The organism is Streptomyces sp. CA-278952, from assembly GCF_028747205.1.
GTDB lineage: Bacteria > Actinomycetota > Actinomycetes > Streptomycetales > Streptomycetaceae > Streptomyces.
The window spans coordinates 5,414,184-5,435,988 of sequence record NZ_CP112880.1 but is presented as its reverse complement, the minus strand read 5'-3'; the positions used below and the strand labels follow the sequence as shown (position 1 = coordinate 5,435,988).

16 protein-coding genes, 1 tRNA gene and 1 pseudogene are annotated in these 21,805 nt (G+C 74.0%); 5 read left to right on the top strand and 13 right to left on the bottom strand.

From position 1 onward, the window contains the following. Positions 1-22 precede the first annotated feature (22 nt). From N7925_RS24360 to N7925_RS24345, 4 genes are all read right to left on the bottom strand, one after another. A complete protein-coding gene (locus tag N7925_RS24360; RefSeq protein ID WP_274345155.1) occupies positions 23-1,510 on the bottom strand; it encodes a Cys-Gln thioester bond-forming surface protein in 1,488 nt (495 codons plus the stop codon). A 199-nt stretch (positions 1,511-1,709) separates the two neighbouring features. Then, the gene (locus N7925_RS24355) at positions 1,710-2,171 is read right to left on the bottom strand and encodes a single-stranded DNA-binding protein (RefSeq protein WP_265601580.1); all 462 of its coding nucleotides are present in this window, start codon (positions 2,169-2,171) and stop codon (positions 1,710-1,712) included. 154 nt (positions 2,172-2,325) lie between these two features. Continuing rightward, positions 2,326-4,230, bottom strand: coding sequence for a YfjP family GTPase (locus N7925_RS24350; protein WP_274345154.1), 1,905 nt, complete (start codon positions 4,228-4,230; stop codon positions 2,326-2,328). After that, positions 4,227-5,870, bottom strand: coding sequence for an ATP-binding protein (locus tag N7925_RS24345; protein WP_274345153.1), 1,644 nt, complete (start codon positions 5,868-5,870; stop codon positions 4,227-4,229). The genes N7925_RS24350 and N7925_RS24345 overlap by 4 nt, the downstream gene beginning before the upstream one ends. Positions 5,871-6,176: 306 nt before the next feature. Here N7925_RS24345 and N7925_RS24340 point away from each other — a divergent pair. After that, positions 6,177-6,249: transfer RNA gene (locus N7925_RS24340), tRNA-Arg, on the top strand. Between the two features lie 220 nt (positions 6,250-6,469). Here the strand turns inward: N7925_RS24340 and N7925_RS24335 are convergent. The 4 genes from N7925_RS24335 to N7925_RS24320 all read right to left on the bottom strand — a co-directional run bounded on the left by N7925_RS24335 (position 6,470) and on the right by N7925_RS24320 (position 10,312). After that, positions 6,470-7,258 (bottom strand): ABC transporter permease subunit, encoded by a 789-nt coding sequence (locus tag N7925_RS24335; RefSeq protein ID WP_274345152.1) that lies wholly within the window; start codon positions 7,256-7,258, stop codon positions 6,470-6,472. Further along, positions 7,255-8,199, bottom strand: a complete 945-nt coding sequence (locus N7925_RS24330; protein WP_274345151.1) for an ABC transporter ATP-binding protein — start codon at positions 8,197-8,199, stop codon at positions 7,255-7,257. The genes N7925_RS24335 and N7925_RS24330 overlap by 4 nt, the downstream gene beginning before the upstream one ends. Positions 8,200-8,361: 162 nt before the next feature. Continuing rightward, entirely contained in the window at positions 8,362-9,066 is a 705-nt protein-coding gene (locus N7925_RS24325; RefSeq protein ID WP_274345150.1) for a response regulator, read from the bottom strand. Between the two features lie 70 nt (positions 9,067-9,136). Beyond that, positions 9,137-10,312, bottom strand: coding sequence for a sensor histidine kinase (locus N7925_RS24320; RefSeq protein WP_274345149.1), 1,176 nt, complete (start codon positions 10,310-10,312; stop codon positions 9,137-9,139). Between the two features lie 409 nt (positions 10,313-10,721). On the opposite strand from N7925_RS24320, the gene N7925_RS24315 reads away from it, so the two are divergent. Both N7925_RS24315 and N7925_RS24310 read left to right on the top strand, forming a co-directional pair. Continuing rightward, on the top strand, positions 10,722-11,597 hold the full coding sequence (locus N7925_RS24315) for a peptidoglycan-binding protein (RefSeq protein ID WP_265601564.1): 876 nt from the start codon (positions 10,722-10,724) through the stop codon (positions 11,595-11,597). Positions 11,598-11,751: 154 nt separating this feature from the next. Next, on the top strand, positions 11,752-12,327 hold the full coding sequence (locus tag N7925_RS24310; RefSeq protein WP_265601563.1) for a GNAT family N-acetyltransferase: 576 nt from the start codon (positions 11,752-11,754) through the stop codon (positions 12,325-12,327). A 215-nt stretch (positions 12,328-12,542) separates the two neighbouring features. On the opposite strand, the gene N7925_RS24305 is transcribed toward N7925_RS24310, so the two are convergent. From N7925_RS24305 to N7925_RS24295, 3 genes are all read right to left on the bottom strand, one after another. Then, positions 12,543-14,234, bottom strand: a complete 1,692-nt coding sequence (locus tag N7925_RS24305; protein WP_443032241.1) for a YfbK domain-containing protein — start codon at positions 14,232-14,234, stop codon at positions 12,543-12,545. A gap of 147 nt (positions 14,235-14,381) precedes the next feature. Beyond that, complete coding sequence (locus N7925_RS24300) at positions 14,382-15,296, bottom strand: ABC transporter permease (RefSeq protein WP_215102488.1); 915 nt, start codon at positions 15,294-15,296, stop codon at positions 14,382-14,384. Then, positions 15,293-17,947, bottom strand: a complete 2,655-nt coding sequence (locus tag N7925_RS24295) for an alpha/beta fold hydrolase (RefSeq protein ID WP_274345148.1) — start codon at positions 17,945-17,947, stop codon at positions 15,293-15,295. Before N7925_RS24295 ends, N7925_RS24300 begins: the two co-directional genes overlap by 4 nt. 143 nt (positions 17,948-18,090) lie before the next feature. Between N7925_RS24295 and N7925_RS24290 the strand changes: the two genes are divergently transcribed. Then, positions 18,091-18,516, top strand: a complete 426-nt coding sequence (locus N7925_RS24290; protein ID WP_265601560.1) for a GNAT family N-acetyltransferase — start codon at positions 18,091-18,093, stop codon at positions 18,514-18,516. A gap of 101 nt (positions 18,517-18,617) precedes the next feature. Continuing rightward, positions 18,618-19,304 (top strand): annotated as a pseudogene (locus N7925_RS36200) (phosphatase PAP2 family protein); the annotation flags it as partial. Here the strand turns inward: N7925_RS36200 and N7925_RS24275 are convergent. Together N7925_RS24275 and N7925_RS24270 are read right to left on the bottom strand one after the other, a co-directional pair. Further along, positions 19,296-19,979 (bottom strand): response regulator, encoded by a 684-nt coding sequence (locus N7925_RS24275; protein ID WP_274346549.1) that lies wholly within the window; start codon positions 19,977-19,979, stop codon positions 19,296-19,298. The pseudogene N7925_RS36200 and the gene N7925_RS24275 overlap by 9 nt on opposite strands. Before the next feature lie 208 nt (positions 19,980-20,187). Beyond that, positions 20,188-21,792, bottom strand: coding sequence for a sensor histidine kinase (locus tag N7925_RS24270; protein ID WP_274345147.1), 1,605 nt, complete (start codon positions 21,790-21,792; stop codon positions 20,188-20,190). Positions 21,793-21,805: the final 13 nt, after the last annotated feature.

The following is a 21,805-nucleotide window of genomic DNA, read 5'->3' as shown; positions in this document are numbered from 1 at the left end:
GTCACTTCCCGCGTGCGGATGGTCACTCACCGTTGGGGTGCGGCGCCTTCCGGCGGAGGAGGAAGACCGCGCCGCCGCCCACGACGAGCAGTCCGATGGCGACGGCGGCGAGCATCGGGGTGGCGCTGGAGCCGCCGGTCTCGGCGAGGTCGCCCGCCAACCCCGATGTGGTGGATCCGGTCGTGGCCGGGACGGACTGCTGGGCGCTCCGTGTGCCGATGTCGTTGCCGGCGTCGCCCGCGCCCTCGCGGTCCAGGACGCTGCCGCTGGTGGCGCAGTCCAGCATTCCGGTGAAGGTCCTGGCGAACCCGCCGGGCCCGGTGATGGTGAAGTCGTACGCCTGGTCCTCGGCGACGGGGACCGTCACCGTGCGGGTGGCCCCGGCGGCGATGGTGTGCTCGGTTCCGGCCAGCTCGAAGGTGAAGGGCTCGTCGCCCCGGTTGGCGGCCGTGATGTCCACGCCGCCCGCGGCGCAGTTCTTCCGTGCGGTCAGTGCGGGGGCGGCGCCCTTCTCGGCCCAGGTGGCGCCGGCCCGCGCGGAGACCGTGGACTCGCTGGAGCCGGCCAGGATCTGGGTCTGGGTGCGGCCGGTCCCGACGAGGGCCCGGCCGACCGGCACGGAGGTGGTGGCCTGGACGGTCAGGGAGGCGGTGCCGTCGGCGGTGTCCTTCGGCACGGCGAAGTAGAGCCGGTCCCCGTCCGCCGCGGCGGTGACGGGGGCGCCCTTCTCGTCCGTGACCGCGATGCCGCTGACCGCCGCGTCCACCGGGGGCGACACCGAGACCTGGTCCGCGGCGGTGCGGACGGTCACGGGGCCGAGCCGCTCACCGGCCCGGCCGGAAACGGCGGCCGGCTCCAGGGTCAGCGAGGCCCGGGGCTCCTTCGTCTTGCGCGCGCTGCGGTGCAGCCAGTCGGCGAGCTTCTCCGCCTGCTTGTCCGACGCCGTGACGTCGGCGTTGTCCGAGTAGCGCCAGATGGCGACCTGGGTCCCGGCGGCGGCGGTGCGCTCGGTCAGCGGGCCGGTGCCGGCCGCGTCGGCGAGCGCGGCCAGGTCGTCGACCTGGGGGTAGGAGTGCTGGAGGATCCAGCGGATCTTCCCCGCGTTCCGGTTGGTGCTCAGCGAGGTCTCGGCCCAGGGCGTCTCCAGGTACCTCGCCTGGTCCTGGGTGGGGTTGTGGAGGTCGATGCAGTAGGTCTTGAGCTTTCCGCCGCCGTCCACGGTCATCTCGAACAGTCCGGCGGGCAGCTCCTGGCTCCGGTCGGGCGCGCCGTCCTTCCCCGCGACGCGAAGCACGGCACTGTCGAAGGTCTTCAGCCCGTCGAGCACCGCGGCCGCGCCGCCGTGATGCCGGCCCGGGTCGTCGGCCGCCGCCGGTCCGGCGCCGACGAGTGCGGCAGCCGCGACGAGACCGGAGAGCAGCAGCGCGGCGACCGGGCGGCGGGTGCCGCGGCCGGGGGGAGCCCCTGTCGTGCCGGACGGCGCGGCGGACGCTGAAGACGCAGAAAACACAGAATTCCCCTCCGGGCGAGGCCCTCGCACATGGTGCGCGTGTGGGGAATGCCTCGCCAGCAGACCCAAGTGACCCGTGAGCTTTGGGAATCCTAAAGAACGGGGCAAGGGCAATCCCCCGTACTGCCCTTGCACAACCATTCCGAATCGGAATCGTTATCGCGCGACGGCCGGTCGCGCTTGTCGACGATCAGCCCTTTCAGGACATGGCGGCCATTGCGTCGGCGTGTTCCCGCTGTTTCGGCGACTCGTGCGCATCGCCGTCCGTGACACTTTCCGGACGCTCCGTCAGAACCGGCTCCGCTCTGGCCGCCCGGCGGAAGGCGGCCGTTCCCCGGCTCAGGTCGTGGCCGACGGCGATGGCCTCGACGTCGACGAACGTCCGTCGCTGACCGGCCTGTTCCTCCTCGCGGACCTTCAACCGGCCGTGCACGACGAGAGGTTCGCCGACCGAAACGGAACCGGCCAGATTCGCGGCGAGCGTCCGCCAGGACCAGACGGTGTAGAAGCTGGTGCGGCCGTCGGCCCAGAGCTGTTTCTCACGGTCCCAGCGCCGCGGAGTCACGGCGAAGCGGAATCGCGCCATTCCGCCGGTGGCCGTCTCGCGGAACTCCACCGCCGTCGCGGCGTTACCCACCAGTGTCACCAAGGTCTCGTTCATTTCCCGCCCCCGCTTTCCCTGTCATACCGGATCGCACCGCTCGTACCGCAGCGCACCGCTCGTGCCGCACCGCACCGCTCGTACCTCTCCGGGCGGCGGTGGGGTGCGGTCTCCATGGTGGACGCCGGGCGGGAATCGCGTCGGGGCCTGGGGACTACCGGCCGGTTGTGGAGAACTCCGTCACCGTCACGTACCGCTCGCGCACTTCCCGGTAGCGCACCAGTTCGGCGGCGACCGGATCCAGGACCCTGGCCCGGCCACATCCGGCGGCCGCGTCGCGCAGCCGCCGCTCGGCGTCCTGCCCGTACCGCCTGGCCGGTCCCCGGATGGCCGCCGCGCAGGACCATTCCACGAGCGGGCCGCCGACGACTCCGGCCAGCATGATGAGCGCGGGTGTGACGAGCCCCGGCTCCAGGACGCCGATGATCTGGCCGACCAGCCACAGGCCGCCGAAGATCTGGAGGAGCGTCATCGACACCTGGGCCAGCACCGCGGCGGGCCACCACTTCGGCCGGGGCGGCTTGGCCGGACGGCCGCCGAGCGGGGCTCCGGGAGAGGTTCCGGCGATGGCGCCCTGTCCCGTCTCCGTTCTGCCGCCCCGCTTGGACGCGCCGGGGGCCCCGGCCTTGACCGCCAGTTCGTCCAGCGCCTCGGACAGCCCCTTCGCCCCGTTGAACGCGGCCTCGCGCACCGCCTGCGCCCAGGGCCCCGGCAGCCCGTAGGCGGCGTCGTCCGCGACGATCCGCACCGCCTGCTCGACCCGCTGCCGGGCCGTCAGCTCCTCTTCGGGCGGGGTCAGCGCCTGGCCCATCCGGTCCAGGCTGCCGGGCAGGCCCCGGTTCTCGTACCAGCGCCAGAGCCGCAGCCACGGCGTCCCACAGGCCCGCCCGGCGTTCCTGCGCCACTCCCGCTCGGCGGCCTGTCCCGCGGCCGCCGCGCCGACGGCCTCGGCCAGCCGGTCGGTGAACTCGTCGCGGGCCCGCTCGCCGAGCCCGGGGCGGCCCTCGGCGACGTAGACCGGGCGCAGCCGCGCCGCCGCCGCGTCGACGTCGGCCCAGAGGCGGCGGGTGGCGGCCGTGCGATCCTGGACGAAGCGGCCGACCATCTCGCGGAGTTCGGGTACCCCGTCGCCGGTGAGCGCGGACAGGGACATGACGGTGGCGCCGGGTTCGCCGTGCTCGCCGAGCGCGATGCCGTCCTCGTCGAGGAGGCGGCGCAGGTCGTCGAGGACGAGGTCGGCCGCCTCGCCGGGGAGCCGGTCGGTCTGGTTGAGGACGACGAAGGTGACTTCGGCGTGTCCGGCGAGCGGGCGCAGATAGCGCTCGTGGAGGGCGGCGTCGGCGTACTTCTCCGGGTCGACGACCCAGATCACCGCGTCGACCAGGGCCAGCACCCGGTCCACCTGGTCGCGGTGTTCGGTGGCCGCCGAGTCGTGGTCGGGCAGGTCGACCAGGACCAGTCCCTGGAGCGCCTCGTCGAGGGCGGCGGGCCCGGGGTGGGGCCTGCGCCGCAGCCGGCCGGGGACGGCGAGGCGGTCCAGCAGGCCGGCGGCCCCGTCGGTCCAGCTGCACGCGATGGGCTGGGAGGTGGTGGGCCGGCGCAGCCCGGTGTCGGAGATCGGGGCCCCGGCGAGCGCGTTGAACAGGGTCGACTTCCCGCTGCCGGTGGCCCCCGCGACGGCGATGACCGTGTGCCGCGAGGAGAGCCGCTGCCGGGCGGCGGCCTCGTCCAGCACGCGTCCCGCCTCGGCGAGGGTGTCCCGGTCGAGCCGGGCGCGGGACAGCCCGACGAGCTCGCGCAGGGCGTCGAGCCGGGGCGGCAGCGGCCCGCCGGAGGGGACGTACGCCTCGACCTGCGGCTCCACGTCGTCGTCGGCGGCGGCGGGTGCCCGGGGGGCGGCTTCCCCGGCCTCAGGGGCCTCGGCCGCCGCCGCCCGCCGGGCGATGAGCCCGTCGTCCCAGCGCCCGTCCCCGACCCTGCCCGGCACCTCCCCGTCCGGCTTCCCGCCGCCACCGTCACTGCCGCTGTTGCCGTTGTCCTGGTCCGTGACGGCGGTCATCGCTGCCACCTCTCCTTCTGCAGTACGGAAAGCGCGGCGATCAGTTCGGCCTGGGGTTCGGGGGCGACGTCGAGCGCGTCGAGGGGGGCGAGGCGGCGGTCGCGTTCGCCGCCGAGCACCTGGTCGAGGTAGGTCGTCAGCAGCTCACCGCCCTTGTCGCGGAGGCGCAGCGCGCCCTGGGCGCCGATGCGTTCGGCGAGTTGCTCCCCCGCCGCACGGGCGCGCCGCCCGCCGAGGAGGGCGGCCGCGAGCAGTGCGGCGACGGTCTCGGGGGCGGGCGCCACGTTGCGTTCGAGCTGGCGCACCTCCTCCTCGGCCAGTTCCTCCAGGACCCGCCGCCACCGGCGTACGGCGACGGAGATCCGGCCTTCGACGTCCTCGGCGGGCCCCCAGCCGCCCGCCTCGCGTCCGGCGCCCTCGAACCGGAAAAGGCCCCCGGCGGGCTCGCGGCGCCACTGGGTGCGGATCTGTTCGTCGGCGGCGGAGACCGAGCACTGGAGCAGGGCCACCAGGCTGTCGACGAGGGATTCGAGGAGTTCCTCGGGCGAGCTGTAGAGCGGGTAGCCGCGCCACCGGGTCCGCGCGTCCCCGGAGAGCACGGCACCGCTCTGGAGGCGACGCCGGATCCGGGCGGCCTCTTTGCCGTACGCGTCCTGGACCACCCCGTTCAGCCGTACGGAGGCGGCGTACTGGGCGGCGACGGCGGAGGCCAGTGCGGGCATCCGCACGTTGAGCGACTGGATGACGCCGGACGCGGTGCGCGCCACCGCCTGCTGCCGGGCGGCGGGGTCCTGGGCCCGGTGGGCGAGCCAGGCGCGCAGCGGGGCGACGGCGGTGGTGGGGAGCAGTCCGCTGCCGCCGCCGGCGGACTCGGGCAGCTCCGGGATGGTGAACCGGGGTACGTCCCCGAGCCCGGCCCGGGTCAGCAGCGCCGCGTACTGCCGGGACACCTCGGCGATCACCTGGTGGGGCACCCGGTCGAGGACGGTGACGAGGGCCGCGTCGTACTCCTTCGCGGTACGCAGCAGGTGCCAGGGCACGGCGTCGGCGTAGCGCGAGGCGGTGGTGACCATCACCCAGACGTCGGCGGCGCAGATGAGTTCGGCGGCGAGGACCCGATTGCGTACGACGAGCGAGTCGATGTCGGGGGCGTCCAGGAGGGCGAGCCCACGGGGCAGGCTCACGGCGGTCTCCACCCGCAGCGCGGTCTCCCCGTCCTCGCCCCGGGCCGCGAGGTCGTCCAGCCCGTCCGGGTCGGGCGTCTGACCCGGCGGCAGCCAGATCCGGGTCAGCTGGGGCAGCACCCGCACCCCGGCGAACCAGTGGTGGTCGTCCGGGTGACAGACCAGCACCGGGATCCGTGTGGTGGGCCGCAGCACCCCGGCCTCGCTGAGCCGGCATCCCACCAGCGAGTTGACCAGGGTGGACTTCCCGGCCCCGGTGGAGCCGCCGATCACGGCGAGCAGGGGCGCCTCGGGGTCCTTGAGGCGTGGCAGGAGGTAGTCGTCGAGCTGGGCGAGGAGTTCGACCCTGGTCTGCCGGGCCCGTTCGGCCCCCGGCAGGGGCAGTGGAAGACGCACGGCGGCGACACGGTCGCGCAGGGCGGAAAGTGCGTCGATGAGCTGAGGCCGTACGTCCATGGTCACCACATGCGAAGAATGCCCAATTTTAGATCCTTTTTGAAGCGTATAGCCCTCTCTGCGCGGCGGTTCCACCCTCAGGACAGAGTCAGGACAGAGGGGACGAGTGGGGCGGGGGCATAACGAGTGCACAACACCCGGCGCGAGGGGAGCGAAAACCGATGCAGGAATCGCACCTACCTGCGATTATCGGTTCGCTTCACCGAACCTCCACATCATGCCACGCAGGTGAAGCAACCGGGTCGAGGGGATCGGAGCCCTATCCTTGTCCCGGCACGGCCAAGGAACCGCCGATCAGGACTCCCGGCCCCCGTAGCTCAGTGGATAGAGCAGGCGCCTTCTAAGCGCTTGGCCGCAGGTTCGAGTCCTGCCGGGGGCGCAACACCGTCGGGGAGCGGGAGCAGGGCCTGTGGGTCCTGCCCTCCTCGCCGCATCGGGTCGGGGAACTCGGCGGTCCCGCACGTTCTTCGGGGAGGATCTCGCCCGGACGCCCCGAGGGAGTGCGCGCGCCAAGTGCCGTGGATCGGCGAACGCACCCGCAATCGGCTACGGGCGAGCCCCCGGGGTTCGTCGACTCGCCCCGGGGCTTCGACGCTGTCTCACGCGTCCCGCCGCCGAAGCAGCACCAGGGCGGCCAGGGCTACGACGGTCGTGCTGACCGCGACCAGGAGCAGGGAGGGCCAGGGGCCCAGGCTGCCCACCGTGTCGGCGGCGGCGTCCGAGGTCTGGGTGAGCTTTTCCAGGGCGGCCGTCGGGGAGAGTCCGGCGACCCAGCGTTCGGCGTCGCCGAAGAGGGGGCCGAACAGGGACGGCAGGAGCAGCAGGCCGATCACTGTGGTGACCGCACCGGCGGAGTGGCGTACGAGGGTGCCGACGGCGAGACCGAGGACGGCGGCCACCGCGAAGGACGCGGCGATGCCGAACAGGGCGGGCAGCGGCTCGCCCTGGGCGTACCGGCCCTCCGGCAGCATGGCGCCCCCGACGAGGTAGCCGGCTGTGCAGGAGGCCAGGGCGAGGGGGTACATCACGCCCACCACCAGTGTCGCCTTGGCGGCGAGGACCGTGCCCCGGCGGGGGCAGGCGGCGAACGTCGTGCGGATGGTGCCGCTGCTGTACTCCCCCGAGGCGACGAGCGCCCCGACGACCGCGGCCAGCATCTGGGCGACGACGGAGAGCGTGAGGCTGCCGCCGAGGACGGTGTCGTCGGGTTGCAGGCTGCCGCTGGCGGCGATGAACACCGCGCCGATGACGGGCAGTACGGCGGTGGCCGCGGTCGTCCACACCGTGGAGCGCACGCTGCGGAACTTGATCCATTCGTAGGCGAGGGCCTCCCGGAAGCCGGTCCGTTTCGTGCGGGTGGCGGGAAGGGTGAGCGTGGTCGTGGTCATCGGACTGTCTCCTTCCGGGGCGTCGACGAGCTCCGGTCCTCGGCCCGGTACTCCACCGAGGACCGCGACAGCGTCGTGTAGACCTCCTCCAAGGAGGAGCGGGCCGGCGTGAGTTCGTGGACGGCGACCCCGTGGTCCCGGGCCAGGTCGCCGATGGCCGGGGCGTCGGGGCCGTCGACCCGCCAGCCGCCCCTGGCGTCCAGCCGTACGTGGGCTCCGGCCGCTTCCAGCAGGGTGCGCAGCCGTTCCGGTTCGGGGGACCTGACGAGGGTGTGCGCGCGGGAGTTGGTCTCGATGAAGTCGCGCGTGGTCGTGTCCGCGATGAGCCGGCCCTGTCCGATCACGATGAGGTGGTCGGCCGTCAGTTCCATCTCGCTCATGAGGTGGCTGGAGAGGAAGACCGTACGGCCCTCCGCCGCCAGGGACTTCATGAGTTCGCGGATCCAGCGGATGCCCTCGGTGTCGAGGCCGTTGACCGGCTCGTCGAGGATCAGCACCTCCGGGTCCCCGATCAGTGCCGCCGCGATGCCCAGCCGCTGGCCCATGCCGAGCGAGAAGCCCTTGGTGCGCCTGCGGGCCGTCTCCGCCGGGAGGCCGACCAGGTCCAGCACCTCCTCGACGCGGCGGCGCGGAATGCCGTTGCTCGCGGCGAGTCCGGCCAGGTGGTGGTAGGCGGACCGGCCGCCGTGGACACCCTTGGCGTCGAGCAGGGAGCCGACCGCCCGCAGCGGTACGGGCAGGTCCGTGTAGGCCTTGCCGCCCACGGTGACGCGCCCCGCGCTCGCGGAGTCGAGGCCCAGGATCAGGCGCATGGTGGTCGATTTCCCGGCGCCGTTCGGGCCGAGGAAGCCGGTCACCCGGCCCGGCCGGACCGTGAAGGACAGCCGGTCGACGGCGGTTCGCCCGCCGTAGCGTTTGGTGAGTTCCGTCGCTTCGATCATGCGGCCGACGCTACGAGCGGGGGGCCGATGGCGAATCCTCCGGTGGGAGTCGCCGCCTGCTCCCCCGGGAGTACGGGCGCCATCCAAGGGCTGTCCCGGGGCGCCATGCACGCGCTCTCGCCGCAGGGCCGCCCTTAGGCGACGACGGGATGACGGGAGGGCCTAGCGTTCTCCCGCCCTGACCAGGCCCGTTTCGTAGGCGAGGACCACCAGCTGGGCCCGGTGGCGGGCGCCGAGCTTCGTCATGGTCCGGCTGACATGGGTCTTCGCGGTCAGCGGGCTCATGATCAGCGCCTTGCCGATCTCCTCGTTGGACAGCCCGGCGGCGACGAGCGCCATCACCTCACGCTCCCGGCCGGTGAGCACGGCGAGCCGTTCGGCGCCCGCCGCCTCGGGGGCCTTCAGCCGGGCGAACTCCTCGATCACCTGGCGGGTGACGGCGGGGGCGAGCAGGCTCCTGCCCGCCGCGACCGTGCGGATCGCGGCGCGCAGGTCGTCCGGCTCGATGTCCTTCAGCAGAAAGCCCGCCGCGCCGTGCCGGAGGGCTTCAAAGACGTACGCGTCGACCTGGTACGTGGTGAGCATGACGACGCGGACCCGGTCGAGGGAGCGGTCCTCGGCGATCCGGCGGGTGGCCTCCAGGCCGTCGACGCCGGGCATCCGGATGTCCATCAGCACGACGTCCGGGCGGGTCGTCCGGACCGCCTCGACGGCCCGGGACCCGTCGGCGGCCTCCGCGACCACGACCAGGTCGTCGGTGAGGTCGAGCAGGGCGCGGAACCCGGCCCGTACGACGGTCTGGTCGTCGGCGAGGACCACGCGGACGATCCCCGGCGGCCCCGCCGCGCTCTCCACCCGCTCGCTCACGCGGCCGCCCCCCACGTTCCGTACGGCGCCACGCCCCTGACGCCGTTCCCGGTTCCGTACGGCGCCACGTTCATGAAACCGTTCCCTCCGTCGGCAGTTCGGCGCGGACGCGCCATCCGCCACCCGGCACCGGACCGTAACCGACGTCGCCGCCCACCGCGACCGCCCGCTCCCGCATGCCGATCAGGCCGAAGCCCCGGTCGGCGGGCGGGGCGGCGGGCGGCGGCTTCGGGGGGCCGTCGTCCACGACCTCGACGGTCAGCCGGGTGGCGTCGCGGGTCACCGACACCGCGGCGTGGAGCGCCGCGGAGTGCTTCACCACGTTGGTCAGCGCCTCCTGCACGATCCGATACGCCGTGGCCTCGACGACCGCGGGCAGGGCGGCGCCTCCCGTCTCCCGCCGCAGGCTGACCCGCAACCCGCCCGCCTCGGCCCCCGCGACCAGTTCGTCCAGCTGGCCGAGGCGGGGCGCCGGCGTCGTGGACTCCGTCGCGCGCAGGACGGACAGCGTGGCGCGCAGTTCCCGGACGGCTTCCTTGCCGGAGGCGCGGACCTGGGTCATCGCCTGCCGCGACACCTCCGGCGCGGCGTCCAGCGCGTCGAGGGCGACCCCGGCCTGCACGGTCATCGCGCTCACCGTGTGCGCGAGGATGTCGTGGATCTCCCGGGCGACCCGCGCCCGCTCCTGGCGGACCCGGCGGGCGGCCTCCCGCTCGCGGTCCTCCTCGGCCCTCGCGGCGCGCGCCGCGTACTCCGCCAGCAGTTCCCGGCGGGTGCGCACCACCTCACCCAGGAGGAGGGGGACGAGCGGCCAGACCATCTCCAGGACGGGCAGTCCCTGCGGGTTGACCACGTCCCGGCCGATCTTCAGCGCCACCGCGCCCGAGACCGTCGCGGCGATCACCCCGGTCCACAGGGTGCGCCGGCGGTCGCCCAGCACCGCGACCGTGTAGAGCGCCACGATCACCGGAAGGTTCAGCAGTTCGCCGATGTGCCCGTACAGCGCCCACCCGGCACAGGCCGCCCCGGTCACACAGACCACCGGAACGGGCCAACGGCGGCGGCAGGCGAGCGCCGCCAGCGAGACCACGAGGAGGGTCCAGGTCAGCGCGTCGGCCTGCCGGTAGCCGGGCTCGTTGACGGCCGCGTCGGCGGTGGTCAGCACCCCCACCACCGCCACCACCAGCAGATCCGCGACGATCGGCGGCAGAGCCCGCGCCCGGGTGGCCAGGTGGTCGAAGGTCATCACCCCCTCACGGTAGGAGGCGGGAGGCCGGGCCGCATACGACAGCGGGAGTACACCGGTGCGAGGCCGGCGGCGAGCGCCTCGGCACCGTGGCGGGCGTCTCGACACCGGTGCGAGGCCGGCGGCGAGCGCCTCGACGCCGTGCGCATCGAGCAGGAGTTCGGGCATACCCGGGCGTGCGTTCGGGCACGGCGCAACCTTCCGTCCAGCGGGACGTTCAGCAGGGCATGGAAACGGGCAAATCGATCAGGTAGGCCCGAAGGCGGAATACCGCCGCAGGGCACTCCCAACCATCCCATCCCCCCGGTGCGCGTGCGCGGCTTCGTGCTGCCGTCCGCCCGCCGGTCCCGCCGACCCCACACCGAAGCACCCGCGTGAACTACGCGTCATCAGGGAAAGGGGCGCCGCGATGGCGACTCCGCTGTCTGCATCCAGGCTGCTCAAAGCCCTCCGCGACGAAGGCCTCCACGTCGTCGAACACCGGAGCTGGCGTACCAACAACCGGAACCACAAGGGCCCCTGGGGCCCGACGCACGGCGTGATGATCCATCACACCGTCACCTCGGGCACCGCATCCTCGGTCGAACTCTGCTACAACGGCCACTCCGCCCTGCCCGGCCCGCTCTGCCACGGGGTCATCGCCAAGGACGGGTCAGTCCACCTCGTGGGGAACGGCCGGGCCAATCACGCCGGGCTCGGCGACGACGACGTCCTGCGCGCCGTCGTCGCGGAGAAGGCGCTGCCCCCGGACAACGAGGCCAACACCGACGGAAACCGGCATTTCTACGGCTTCGAATGCGTCAACCTCGGTGACGGCAAGGATCCCTGGCCGGCGGCCCAGCTGCTGGCGATCGAGCGGGCCGCCGCCGCCGTCTGCCGGGCGCACGGCTGGTCGCAGCGGTCGGTGATCGGGCACCTGGAGTGGCAGCCGGGCAAGGTCGATCCGCGCGGGTTCACCATGAACGCGATGCGCGCGCGGATCGCCAAGCGGCTGGGCGGTTCCCCGGACGGGCCCTCCGATCCGCCGCCCAAGCCGACGTACGAGCCCTTCCCGGGGGCCGCGTTCTTCAAGGTCGGCCGCAACAGCGCGGTCGTCACGGCGATGGGCAAGCGTCTGGTGTCCGAGGGGTGCGGCCGGTACACGGTGGGCCCCGGACCGGCCTGGTCGGAGGCCGACCGGAAGTCGTACGCCGCCTGGCAGCGCAAGCTGGGCTACACGGGCGGCGACGCGGACGGCATTCCCGGCAAGAGCAGTTGGGACCGGCTCAAGGTGCCCAACGTGTGACCGCGGCGCGTCCGGCTCCTCCCCTTCGCCGCCGGAGGTGCGGGAGCCGGACCGTGCGGATGATCACGGCAGTTCACTAGGGTTTCCTCACCGCGCCGGTGGCGCTGCAGGTGATCCGCCGATGGACGGCCGACGAGATCCGAGGGACGGTGCGATGACGGCGACGGCCGAGGTGCGTACGGTGGCGGCCGGGGAGCTGAACCAGTACGCCGACGGGATCCGCGACGTGTACGCGCGGGCGTTCGCGGCCCCGCCCTGGAACGAGGATCCGGCGCAGGCCGGCAGCTACGCGGAGCGGCTCGCACGGGACGCGCTCCGGCCCGGTTTCACGGCGGCGGTGGCGACGGCCGGGGGGACGGTAGCGGGTTTCGCCACGGCCTGGATCACCCCGGAGGTCTTTCCGGCCGACCGCAGCTACGGGCAGGTCGCCGAGGCCCTCGGGCCCGGGCGGGCGCGGGAGTGGCTCTGCGGTGCGCTGGAGGTGAACGAGCTGGCGGTGGCGCCGGAGGCGCACGGTGGGGGGCTCGGCACGGCGCTGCTGCACGCGGTGACGGGGCCCGCCCCGGACGGCCGTTGCTGGCTGCTGACCTCCGTGCGGGCCGGGGCGGCGCTGCGCCTGTACGAGCGGGCCGGCTGGCAGCGGGTCGACGCGCCCGTGCCCGGCGCGGCCGCGCTCGTGGTGCTGCTCGGCCCCCGCCATCCGCAGCGGGCGGCGGCGGGAGACCGGTAACCCCCGCGTACGGGAGGCCCCGGCCCTACAGCGCGACGGCCAGCAGGACGCACGCCACCCTGTCTTCCGCCCCGGTGGCCGCCCCGGTGGCCCCGTCCGAGCGGGCCGAGCTGGACACACGTCCCGCTCGGCCCGCTCGGCCTCCTCCCGCCGCTCGACCCCTCCGCGCTCCGGCCGCTCCGTGCCCGGCCCCTCCGTGCCCCGGCCCCTCCGCCTCAGCCGATCTCGCCCTCGTCCGGTTCCGGCTCGTCGTCCGTTCCGGATCCCCGCTCGATCCGGTCGGCCTGCCCGATGGCCTTGGCCAGCTTCGTGACGGAGCTGTCCTCGGTCGTTTCCGCCAGCCGGGCTGCCCGCGAGGCGAGCTCACCGAGTCCGGGTGCGCCGGGCAGGTCGCCGCCCCGCAGGTGATCGGCGAAGTAGGCGGCCACCGCCGCTACTTGGAGCCGGGCATCCCCGCCGCCCCACAGGGAGCCGTCGATCGCCCCGGTCGTCGCGGTTCCGGTCTCCTCCTGGGCCTCGCGGGTCTTGGGATCGAGCCAGCGCACGGTGGCCTTGGCCACGGTGCCGGACGCGCCCTCGCGCAGCCGTACGGCGTACAGAGCGGTCACCGTGTGGCCGGGGCCCACCTCGCCGCCGTCGACGCTGTCGTCGCGGAAGTCCTCGTCGGCGACCTTGCGGTTCTCGTAGCCGATCAGCCGGAACTGCTTCACGGTCTTCCGGTCGAACGCCACCTGGGCCTTGGCGTCGCGGGCCCGGATCTCCAGGTGGGCGGGCAGCTGGTCGACGAAGACCTTGCGGGCCTGCGTCTCGTCACCGACGTACGTGGTGTTCCCGTCGCCCTTGTTGGTGAGCCGTTCCATGAACGCGTCGCCGTAGTCGCTGCCGACACCGACGCCGAAGAGGGTGATGCCGTACTCCCGGCGGGTGGAGTCGATCTTCTCCAGGATCCCGTCGGCCTCCGTGTCGCCGGTGTTGGCCAGTGCGTCGGAGAGGAGCACGACCCGGTTGGTGGCGCCCTTGCGGTGGCCCTCGACCGACTCCTCGTAGCCGAGGGTGATGCCCGCCTCGACGTTGGTGGACTGGTCCGGCCGCATCTCCTCCACCACGTCCTTGATCCGGTTCCGGTTGCCCTTCAGGCGGGTCATCGGCAGCCGGGTCTCGGCCTCGTCACTGAAGGTGACCAGGGAGATGGAGTCGTCGTCGCGCAGTTCGTCGGTGAGGACGGTCAGCGACTTCCTGACCAGGTCCAGGCGGCCGGTCTCGGCCATGGACCCCGAGATGTCGACGACGAACGTGAGGGCCGCGGGCGGCCGTTCGGCGGCCGACGGGGCGGCCTCGGTGGCCAGGCCGACGCGGAGCAGCGACCAGTCGGAGGCTCCGGTTCCGCCGCCCCCGCCCTTCCCGGAGCCGATGCGCGCCCCGTCGACGTGCACCGAGAAGCCGGGGCCCTTCGGCCGTTCGTACCCCTGGCGGAAGCTGTTGACGAACTCCTCGGGGCGCACCTCATCGGGAGAAGGCAGCCTGCCGTCGCCGAGGGTGCGGCGCGCGTAGCCGTAGCTGGCGGTGTCCACGTCCAGGGCGAAGGTGGAGCGGTAGTCGGGCGGCGGGACATCCAGCCTGGCCACGTCCCCGGACTCGCCCGTCGGTGCGGCCGACCGGCCCTTCTCGGGCGCCGCCCCGTCGGGCGCGGGCTGGCCGCCGCCGGTCGATCCCTGGCCGTTGCGCGTGTCCGAACTCAGTTCGCGCGTGCCGTCCGAGGCGCTGTCGCCGCTGCCGCACGCGGTGAGGGCCATGGCGCCCGCCAGAAGGAGCGCCAGGGCCCCCGCCCGGCCCCCCGCCCGGACACCCACCCTGCCTGCCGTCCTGCCTTCCGCCCGCTTCTCGTGTCGCCGGCTTACCCGCTGCATCCGTAACCCCCATGTCGTCACGATGTCCTCGACATCTGTGAATGTGACGTACGGGGTCGCCGACCGGAGTCGACGAAAGCGTTGCGGAACCATCTCGATGCGGCAACAGCGGACAGGAAGCGGCCGGAAACCGGCGGAACATCAGGTTCAGGACACGATGTCCTTACGACTGAACCCGCGGAAGGCCAGCGCGAACAGGATCAGGGCATAGGTCACCGATACGGCCGTGCCCTTGATCATGCCGCCCCACTCCAACTGCGGCTGGAGGGCGTCGGCCCAGGCGAACTGCCAGTGCGCGGGCAGGAAGTCGCGCCAGGAGCCGAGTGCGGTGACCGCGTCGAGCACATTGCCGACGATGGTGAGGCCCACCGCGCCGCCGACCGCGCCGAGCGGGGCGTCCGTCTTCGTGGACAGCCAGAACGCCAGCCCGGCGGTGACCAGTTGGGAGACGAAGATGAACGCCACGACGATCGCGAGGCGGGGCACCGTGTCCCCGGCGGACAGCGCTCCCCCGGTGGGCAGTTTCAGCGGCCCCCATCCGTAGGCCGCCGTGCCCGCCACCAGGGCGACGAGCGGCAGCAGCACCATCGCGGCCAGGCTGAAGCCGAGGGCGACGACGAGCTTGGACCAGAGCAGCCGGACGCGCGGCACGGGCGCGGCGAGCAGATAGCGCAGCGAGGACCAGCTCGCCTCGGAGGCGACGGTGTCCCCGCAGAACAGGGCCACCGGCACCACCAGCAGGAATCCGGCCGAGACGAACAGCGAGGTGGCGGCGAAGTTCGCGGCGGACTCGGTCGCCACGTCCATCAGGTTGATCCGGCCGCCGCCTCCGCCCCCGCCTCCTCCGCCGTCCTCGCCGTCCGGCGTGCCGCCGATCGCGAAGGCGATGATGAGGATGAAGGGGAGGGCGGCGAGGATTCCGCCCATCAGCAGGGTGCGCCGTCTGCGCAACTGGCGCATGGCCTCGACGCGGAGGGGAAGGGTGCGCCCGGCGCGGTAGCCGGGGGCCTCCGGGTGTTCGGTCTCCACCCGGGCCTCGGGGGGCTGTACGGGGGCGCTCATGCTGCTCCTCCGGAGATGAGGGTGAGGAAGGCGTCCTCCAGGCGGCGGTGCGGTCCGACGCCGGTGACCGGGACGTCCAGCCGGACGAGATCGGAGACGAGCCGGGAGGTGGTGGCCCCGTCGAGGCGGACGAGGAGTCCGCGCCCGTCGTCGGTGCGGACGGCGGAGCCGATGCCGGGCAGGGCGGCGACCTTCTCCGCCAGCGGCTCGGACACCTCCTCGGCCGTGGTCACCAGGATCATGTCGCCGGACCCGGTGATCTCGGCGACCGGTCCGGCCTGGACGAGCCGGCCCCGGTCCATGACGACCAGGTGCGTGCAGGACTGTTCGACCTCGGAGAGGAGGTGGCTGGAGACGATGACGGTCCGGCCGCCGGCCGCGTAGCGGATCATCACGTCCCGCATCTCGCGGATCTGCGGCGGGTCGAGCCCGTTGGTCGGCTCGTCGAGGATCAGCAGGTCCGGCATGCCGAGCATGGCCTGGGCGATGGCGAGCCGCTGCCGCATGCCCTGGGAGTACGTCCGTACGGCACGGGCGAGCGCGTCGCCGAGCCCCGCGATCTCCAGGGCCTCCTCGATGTAGGCGTCCTCGGCGGGCCGGCCGGTGGCCTGCCAGTAGAGGTCGAGGTTGGCGCGCCCGGAGAGGTGGGGCAGGAACCCGGCCCCCTCGACGAACGCCCCGACTCGGGAGAGCACCGGCGCGCCCGGCCGGATGGCCTGCCCGAAGACACGGATCTCGCCCTCGTCGGGGCCGATGAGCCCCATCAGCATGCGCAGGGTGGTCGTCTTGCCCGCGCCGTTGGGCCCGAGCAGGCCGAGGACCTGGCCCTTGTCGACGCGGAAGGACAGCTCGCGCACGGCGTACCGGTCGACGGACTTGGCGTACTTCTTGGAAAGCCCGGTGATCTGGAGCGGTACGTCGGTCAGCGCGGGGTCCGGCGCGGGCGTCGCGGTCCGGCGGCGGGCGGTGAGCAGCAGACCGGCCGCGATGACGAGGGCGGCGGCCGGGAGTCCCCAGGTCCACCACGGGAGGGTGGCCGCCGCGGTCTTCACGGCGGGCGCGGTGGGGACGGTCAGCGGTCCGTCGGCGGTGACGGTGTACGCGGCGGGCTCGGCCGGGGACGCGTAGCCGAGGTCGGTCGCGGAGAACACCAGCCGCAGCCGGTGTCCGGCGTCGAACTCGTGGTCCACGGCGGGCAGCGCCAGCTCGACCGGCTTGCCCTGCTGGTCGGGGGTGATCCGGTAGGGGGCGACGAGCTGGTGGGGCAGCACCTGCTGCCTGCCGTCCGGCGACACGTCGTACACCTTGCCGAAGAGCACCGCGTCCCGGCCGTCGCTCGCCTTCACGTTCACCTGCACGGTGGGCGTGCCGGTGACGCGTACGGAGGTGTCCAGCGGGGCGGACTCGAAGCGGGCGAACTGTCCGGGGAAGTCGAGCGAGAGTCCGACGCCGAGGGAGGAGAGCTGGGCGAGTCCGCCGCCGATGCCGGGGACGGCGGAGATGGCGGGCGGTGCGGCGCCGGCCGGGTTGCGGAAGGTCTTCGTCCCGCCGCCGAGCGCGATGTCCCGGCCGCCACTGCGCAGCCCCGGGTAGGTGTCGCCGCTCGCGCCGCGCAGGAGGGCGGCGCCGTCGGTGGAGTCGACGCCTCCGGTGCGGGTGACGCGGAAGGCGGGCCCGGTGTCGGTGCCGGTGTCTTCCTTGAGATAGCGGTCGAACCAGGAGCCGACGCGCCCTTCGACGCGTCCGGTCTCGTTGTCGCCGCCGTCGTGCCCGCCCGAGATCCAGTCGACGGAGACGGGTGCGCCGTTGGCGCTGATGGCCTTCTGCATGGCGTCGGCCTGGCCGAGCGGGAAGAGGGAGTCGGACTGCCCCTGGAGGAGGAGCGAGGGGACCTTGATCCGGTCGGCGACGGCGGACGGCGAACGCTCGGTGAGCAGGTCGATCGCCTCGGCGTCGGGCTTGCCGCTGACGGCGACCCGCTCGTACATCTCGCAGAGCCGCTTCTCGAACTTCTCGCAGCCGCCGCCGGTGGTGATGAAGATCCCGGCCCAGAGCTTCTTGAAGACCCCGTCGGGGAAGAGGGCGTCGGCGAGGTTCCAGTAGGTGATCACGGGCGCGATGGCGTCGACCCGTGCGTCGTGCCCGGCGGCGAGCAGGGAGACGGCCCCGCCGTAGGAGGCGCCGGTGAGACCGACCCGGGGGTCGCCCTTCTTGTCGAGCTCCACCTCGGGACGGGTCGCCAGCCAGTCGATGAGCCGCGAGACGTCCCTGACCTCGTGGTCCGGGTCGTTGAGGGAGATCTCCCCGCCGGATTTGCCGAAGCCGCGCGCCGACCAGGTCAGCACGGCGTACCCGTCGGCGGCCAGCTTCTCGGCCTGGGCCCGTACGTCGTTCTTGCTGCCGCCGAAGCCGTGTCCGATGAGCACGGCGGGCCGCTTGCCGGAGCCTTCGGCGTGGAAGTACGAGGTGTCGATCGGCACCCCGTCCATGCGCAGCGTCCGGTCCTCGCGCTGCACGGCGGGCGTGCCGTCGTCGGCGACGGCGGTCCAGGTGCCGCCGCCCACGAGGACGGCGAGCGCGGCGCCGACCGCGGCCCACCGGCCGGGTGTGCGGGGCAGCAGGCGCCGCCATCGGGCAGTAGAGGTCTCCATCCCCCGACCCTAAGCGGAGGAGGCGAGCCGGTTGCGTGCCGCCGGGGGGAGGCGGGCGGCCTCCCTGAGAGGTACGGTGCGCCCCCGCCGTACTCCGGACGCGGTACAGAATGCCTTCAGACCCCTTGCCTCGGGAGGCCATTGTGGACATTCGCCGCGCTACGACCGTCAGGGAACTCCTGGCCGCCGGCCACCTCTACGACGCGCCGCCCCGCGAGGAATGGGCCGCCCGCTTCCTCGCGGCGGACGGCCATGTGCTGCTGATCGCGTACGTGGACGGCGCCCCGGCCGGCTTCGTGACGGGCATCGAGATGCTGCACCCGGACAAGGGCACGGAGATGTGTCTGTACGAACTCGCCGTCGACGAACCGTTCCGACGCCGGGGCCTCGGCAGGGCCCTGACGCTGGCGCTCGTGGACATCGCCCGGGAGCGGGGGTGCTACGACCTGTGGGTCGGCGTGGAGGGCGGCAACGAGGCGGCGCTCGCGACGTACCGGTCGGCGGGGGCGGGGGACGACGGCGGGTTCACCATGCTGACGTGGGAGTTCGGGGACGGTGCCTCGGAGTAGGCAGAAGGGACGCTCCCCGGCGTCAACCCTGACCTTCGTCGGGGGCCGCTCCTGCCGTTCGGCCCCCGCGCCGGGACGTCGTGGCTTCGTACGTTCGCCGCATGGCAAAGCACACACATCACCACCATTGGCCCGTCCGGCTGTTCGGATCGGCCGCTCTGCTGGCTTCGGCGGCGGCCGTGATCGGGACGCTGTCGCCCGGGGGCCTGGGTCGGCCCGGGCCGACCGAGGTCACGGAGGGAGCTTCCGTCTCCCTCTACCGGTCGCTGACGGGAGCGGTCGGGGACGGTCCGGGGTGGCTGGGGCACCTGCTGGAGCTGTCCTCCGAGGCCACGCTGATCGTTCTCGGCCTGCTGCTGCTCGCGGTCTGCTGGACGGCGGTACGCCGCAGGGACACGGTCGCGGTGGCGGGGGCCGTGCTCGTCGGCGCCGGGACCGTCGTGGCGTACGCCGTCAGCGAGGCGCTGAAGCTGATCGTCGACGAGGAGCGTCCGTGCCGGGCGGTGGACGGCGCCCGGGCGGTCGCCGCGTGCCCCGAGCCGGGCGACTGGTCGTTCCCGAGCAACCACGCCACCCTGGCCGCCGCCCTCGCGGTCGGGCTGGCGGTGCGGCGGCCCCGCCTCGCGGCCGTGACGCTGCCGTTGGCCGTGGCGGCGGCACTGCTGCGGGTCCTGGTGGGGGTCCACTACCCGCACGACGTGATCGCCGGCGTCCTGCTCGGCGGGGCGGTCGTCGCCTCGGTGCTTCTCGTGCTGGGCCGCCCGGCCGAGTTGCTCGTCTCAGCGCTGCTCCGGCGGTGGTGGTGGGGGCAGGATCCCGGCCTCGTGGGCGACGACGGCGGCCGCGGCCCGGTTGTCGACGCCGAGGCGGGCCAGGACGGAGCTGACGTGCGCCTTGACCGTGCCCTCGACCAGGTGCAGCCGCCGGGCGATCTGCCCGTTGGACAGCCCGCCGCCGAGGTGCGACAGCACTTCGCGCTCCCTGGGCGTCAGCCCGGCGACCCGCTCCCGGGCCGCGTCCCGCCGGCCGGCCAGGGCCCCGGCCCCGGTGGACGCGAGGTGCGCCACCACGCGGGCGGCGACCTTCGGTGACAGATAGGCGGCGCCTTCGGCCACGGCCCGCACCCCGGCGACGAGTTCCTCGGGCTCGCCGGACTTGATCAGGAACCCGGCGGCCCCACAGCCCAGCGCCCGCAGGATGTAGTCGTCCTCGCCGAACGTGGTCAGCATGACGACGCCGGTGGCGGGCAGGGTGCGACGGATCTCGGCCGCGGCGGCGATGCCGTTGGTGCCCGGCATCCGTACGTCGAGGACGGCCACGTGCGGGCGGTGCGCCCGGGCCAGCTCCACCGCCTCGCGCCCGTCGGCCGCCTCGGCGACGACCTCGATGCCCGGGTCGGTGGCGAGGACGGCGCGGACGCCGGCACGGATCATGGGCTCGTCGTCGGCGACCAGGACCCTGATCGTCCCGCCCGGGGTCGCGTTCGCTCGGGCCGTGTCCGCCGGGTTCGTATCCGCCGCCCGGGCCGTGTCCGCCGCCGGTGTCGCGTCCGCTGCCCGGGCCCGGTGCGCGGGGGCCGCGTCCACCGGCGGTGTCGCGTCCGCCGCCCGGGCCGGGTGCGCGGGGGCCGTGTGTGCCGCCCGGGTCGCGTCCGGCCGGCTCATCGGGCGCTCACGGTGTCAGCGCGTCGCGGGAGACCAGCCTGCCGTCCCGGAAGCAGAGCCGGTACGCGTCTCCGGACCGGTCGTCGAAGCGGTCGGCCGTCATCGCGTAGAACTCGCACGTCACCCCTCGTTCCTCCGGCCCGGCGCCCGCCGGCCGCTCCGGCCGCTCCACCGACTGCCGGTCCGGCAGCACCTTCCGTATGTCGGCCCGATCCTGCCCCACCCGCAGCCGGGCGTAGTCGCGCGGGTCGAGGACGGACCGGGACGCGGCCACCGTCTCCCACATCCCGACCCCGGCGAGCAGCACCGCGCCCGCTGCCAGCGGCACCGCCAGCGCGGTGAGCAGGGTGCGGCGGACCCGCCGCCGCGCCCGCCGGTATCCGGCCGGCCCGGGGCCCACCCCGTCGGCGGCGGGCCGGGGCGCCGGCTGGGCGGGGGCGTGGTGGGGCAGCCGGGCGTCGACGGTGAAGCCGCCGTCCCGGGGGCCGTGGTCGAGGGTGCCGCCGACGAGCCGGACGCGCTCGTCCAGCCCGATGAGGCCGCGCCCCCCGTGCCCGACGAGCACCCCGCTCCCGTGCCCGGCACGTCCACGTTCCCCATGCCCGGCGAGCCCTCCGCTCCCGTGCCCGGCGAGCCCCCCGCCCCCGTACCCGGCGCGTCCACGTTCCGCGTGCCCGGCGCGTCCTCGGCCCCCGTACCCGGCCGACAGTTCGCCCGGGGTCCCGGGCGGTGTCGCCGGATCTCCGTCGCGGACCACCACCCGGGTCTCGGTCGCCGTGTGCGAGAGTTCGACGCTCACGGACCGGCCCGGCGCGTGCTTGGCCGCGTTGGTCAGGCCTTCCTGCACGACCCGGTGCGCGGCGCGTTCGACGGCGGGAGGAAGGCCCGCCGCCGCCTCTCCGGCCACCGTCAGTTCGACGTCGAGCCCGGAGGCGGCCGCGGCGCCGACGAGCCGGGCGATGTCGGCGTCGCGCGGCCCCTCCGGCGGGCCCTCGCTCTCCTCGCGGAGGACGCCGATCACTTCGCCGAGCCGCTCCACCGCCGCGCCGGCCCTGCCCCGGATGTCCTGGGCGGCCTGCCGGTGCCGCTCGTCCAGGCCGGGCGCCAGCTTCAGGGCCCCGGCCGACAGGGCGATCAGGCTGAGGTCGTGGCCCAGCACGTCGTGCATGTCCCGGGCGATCCGGGCCCGCTCCAGCAGCCTCGCCTGCTCGGCGACCAACCGCTTCTCCCGCTCCAGCTGTTCGGCCCTCTCCCAGCCGGCCCGGACCAGCTCCCGGTACTGCCGTGAGAACCGTCCCACGAACCAGGGCACCAGCACGGCGAGGACGACCACCGCCACGAACTGCGTCCCGAGAGCGAGCAGGGACGGCGCCACCACCACCGCCACCGCCCCGGCCACGAGCATCCCGGCCAGGACCACGACGACGGTTCTGCCTCGCCCGGGACCCCGCCCCGCGACGAACGCGGCGATCGCGGTCGGCAGGCCCCACCACCAGCCGACCAGGCTCAGCGCGCCGAAGGCCGCCGCGGCGGGGACCAGCAGACCTCCTGGATCCGCCCACCTGGGGCCGGGGCCACGAGCGATGCTGGTCCTGGGGAAGAAGCTGTTCACGAGGGAGAGGCTA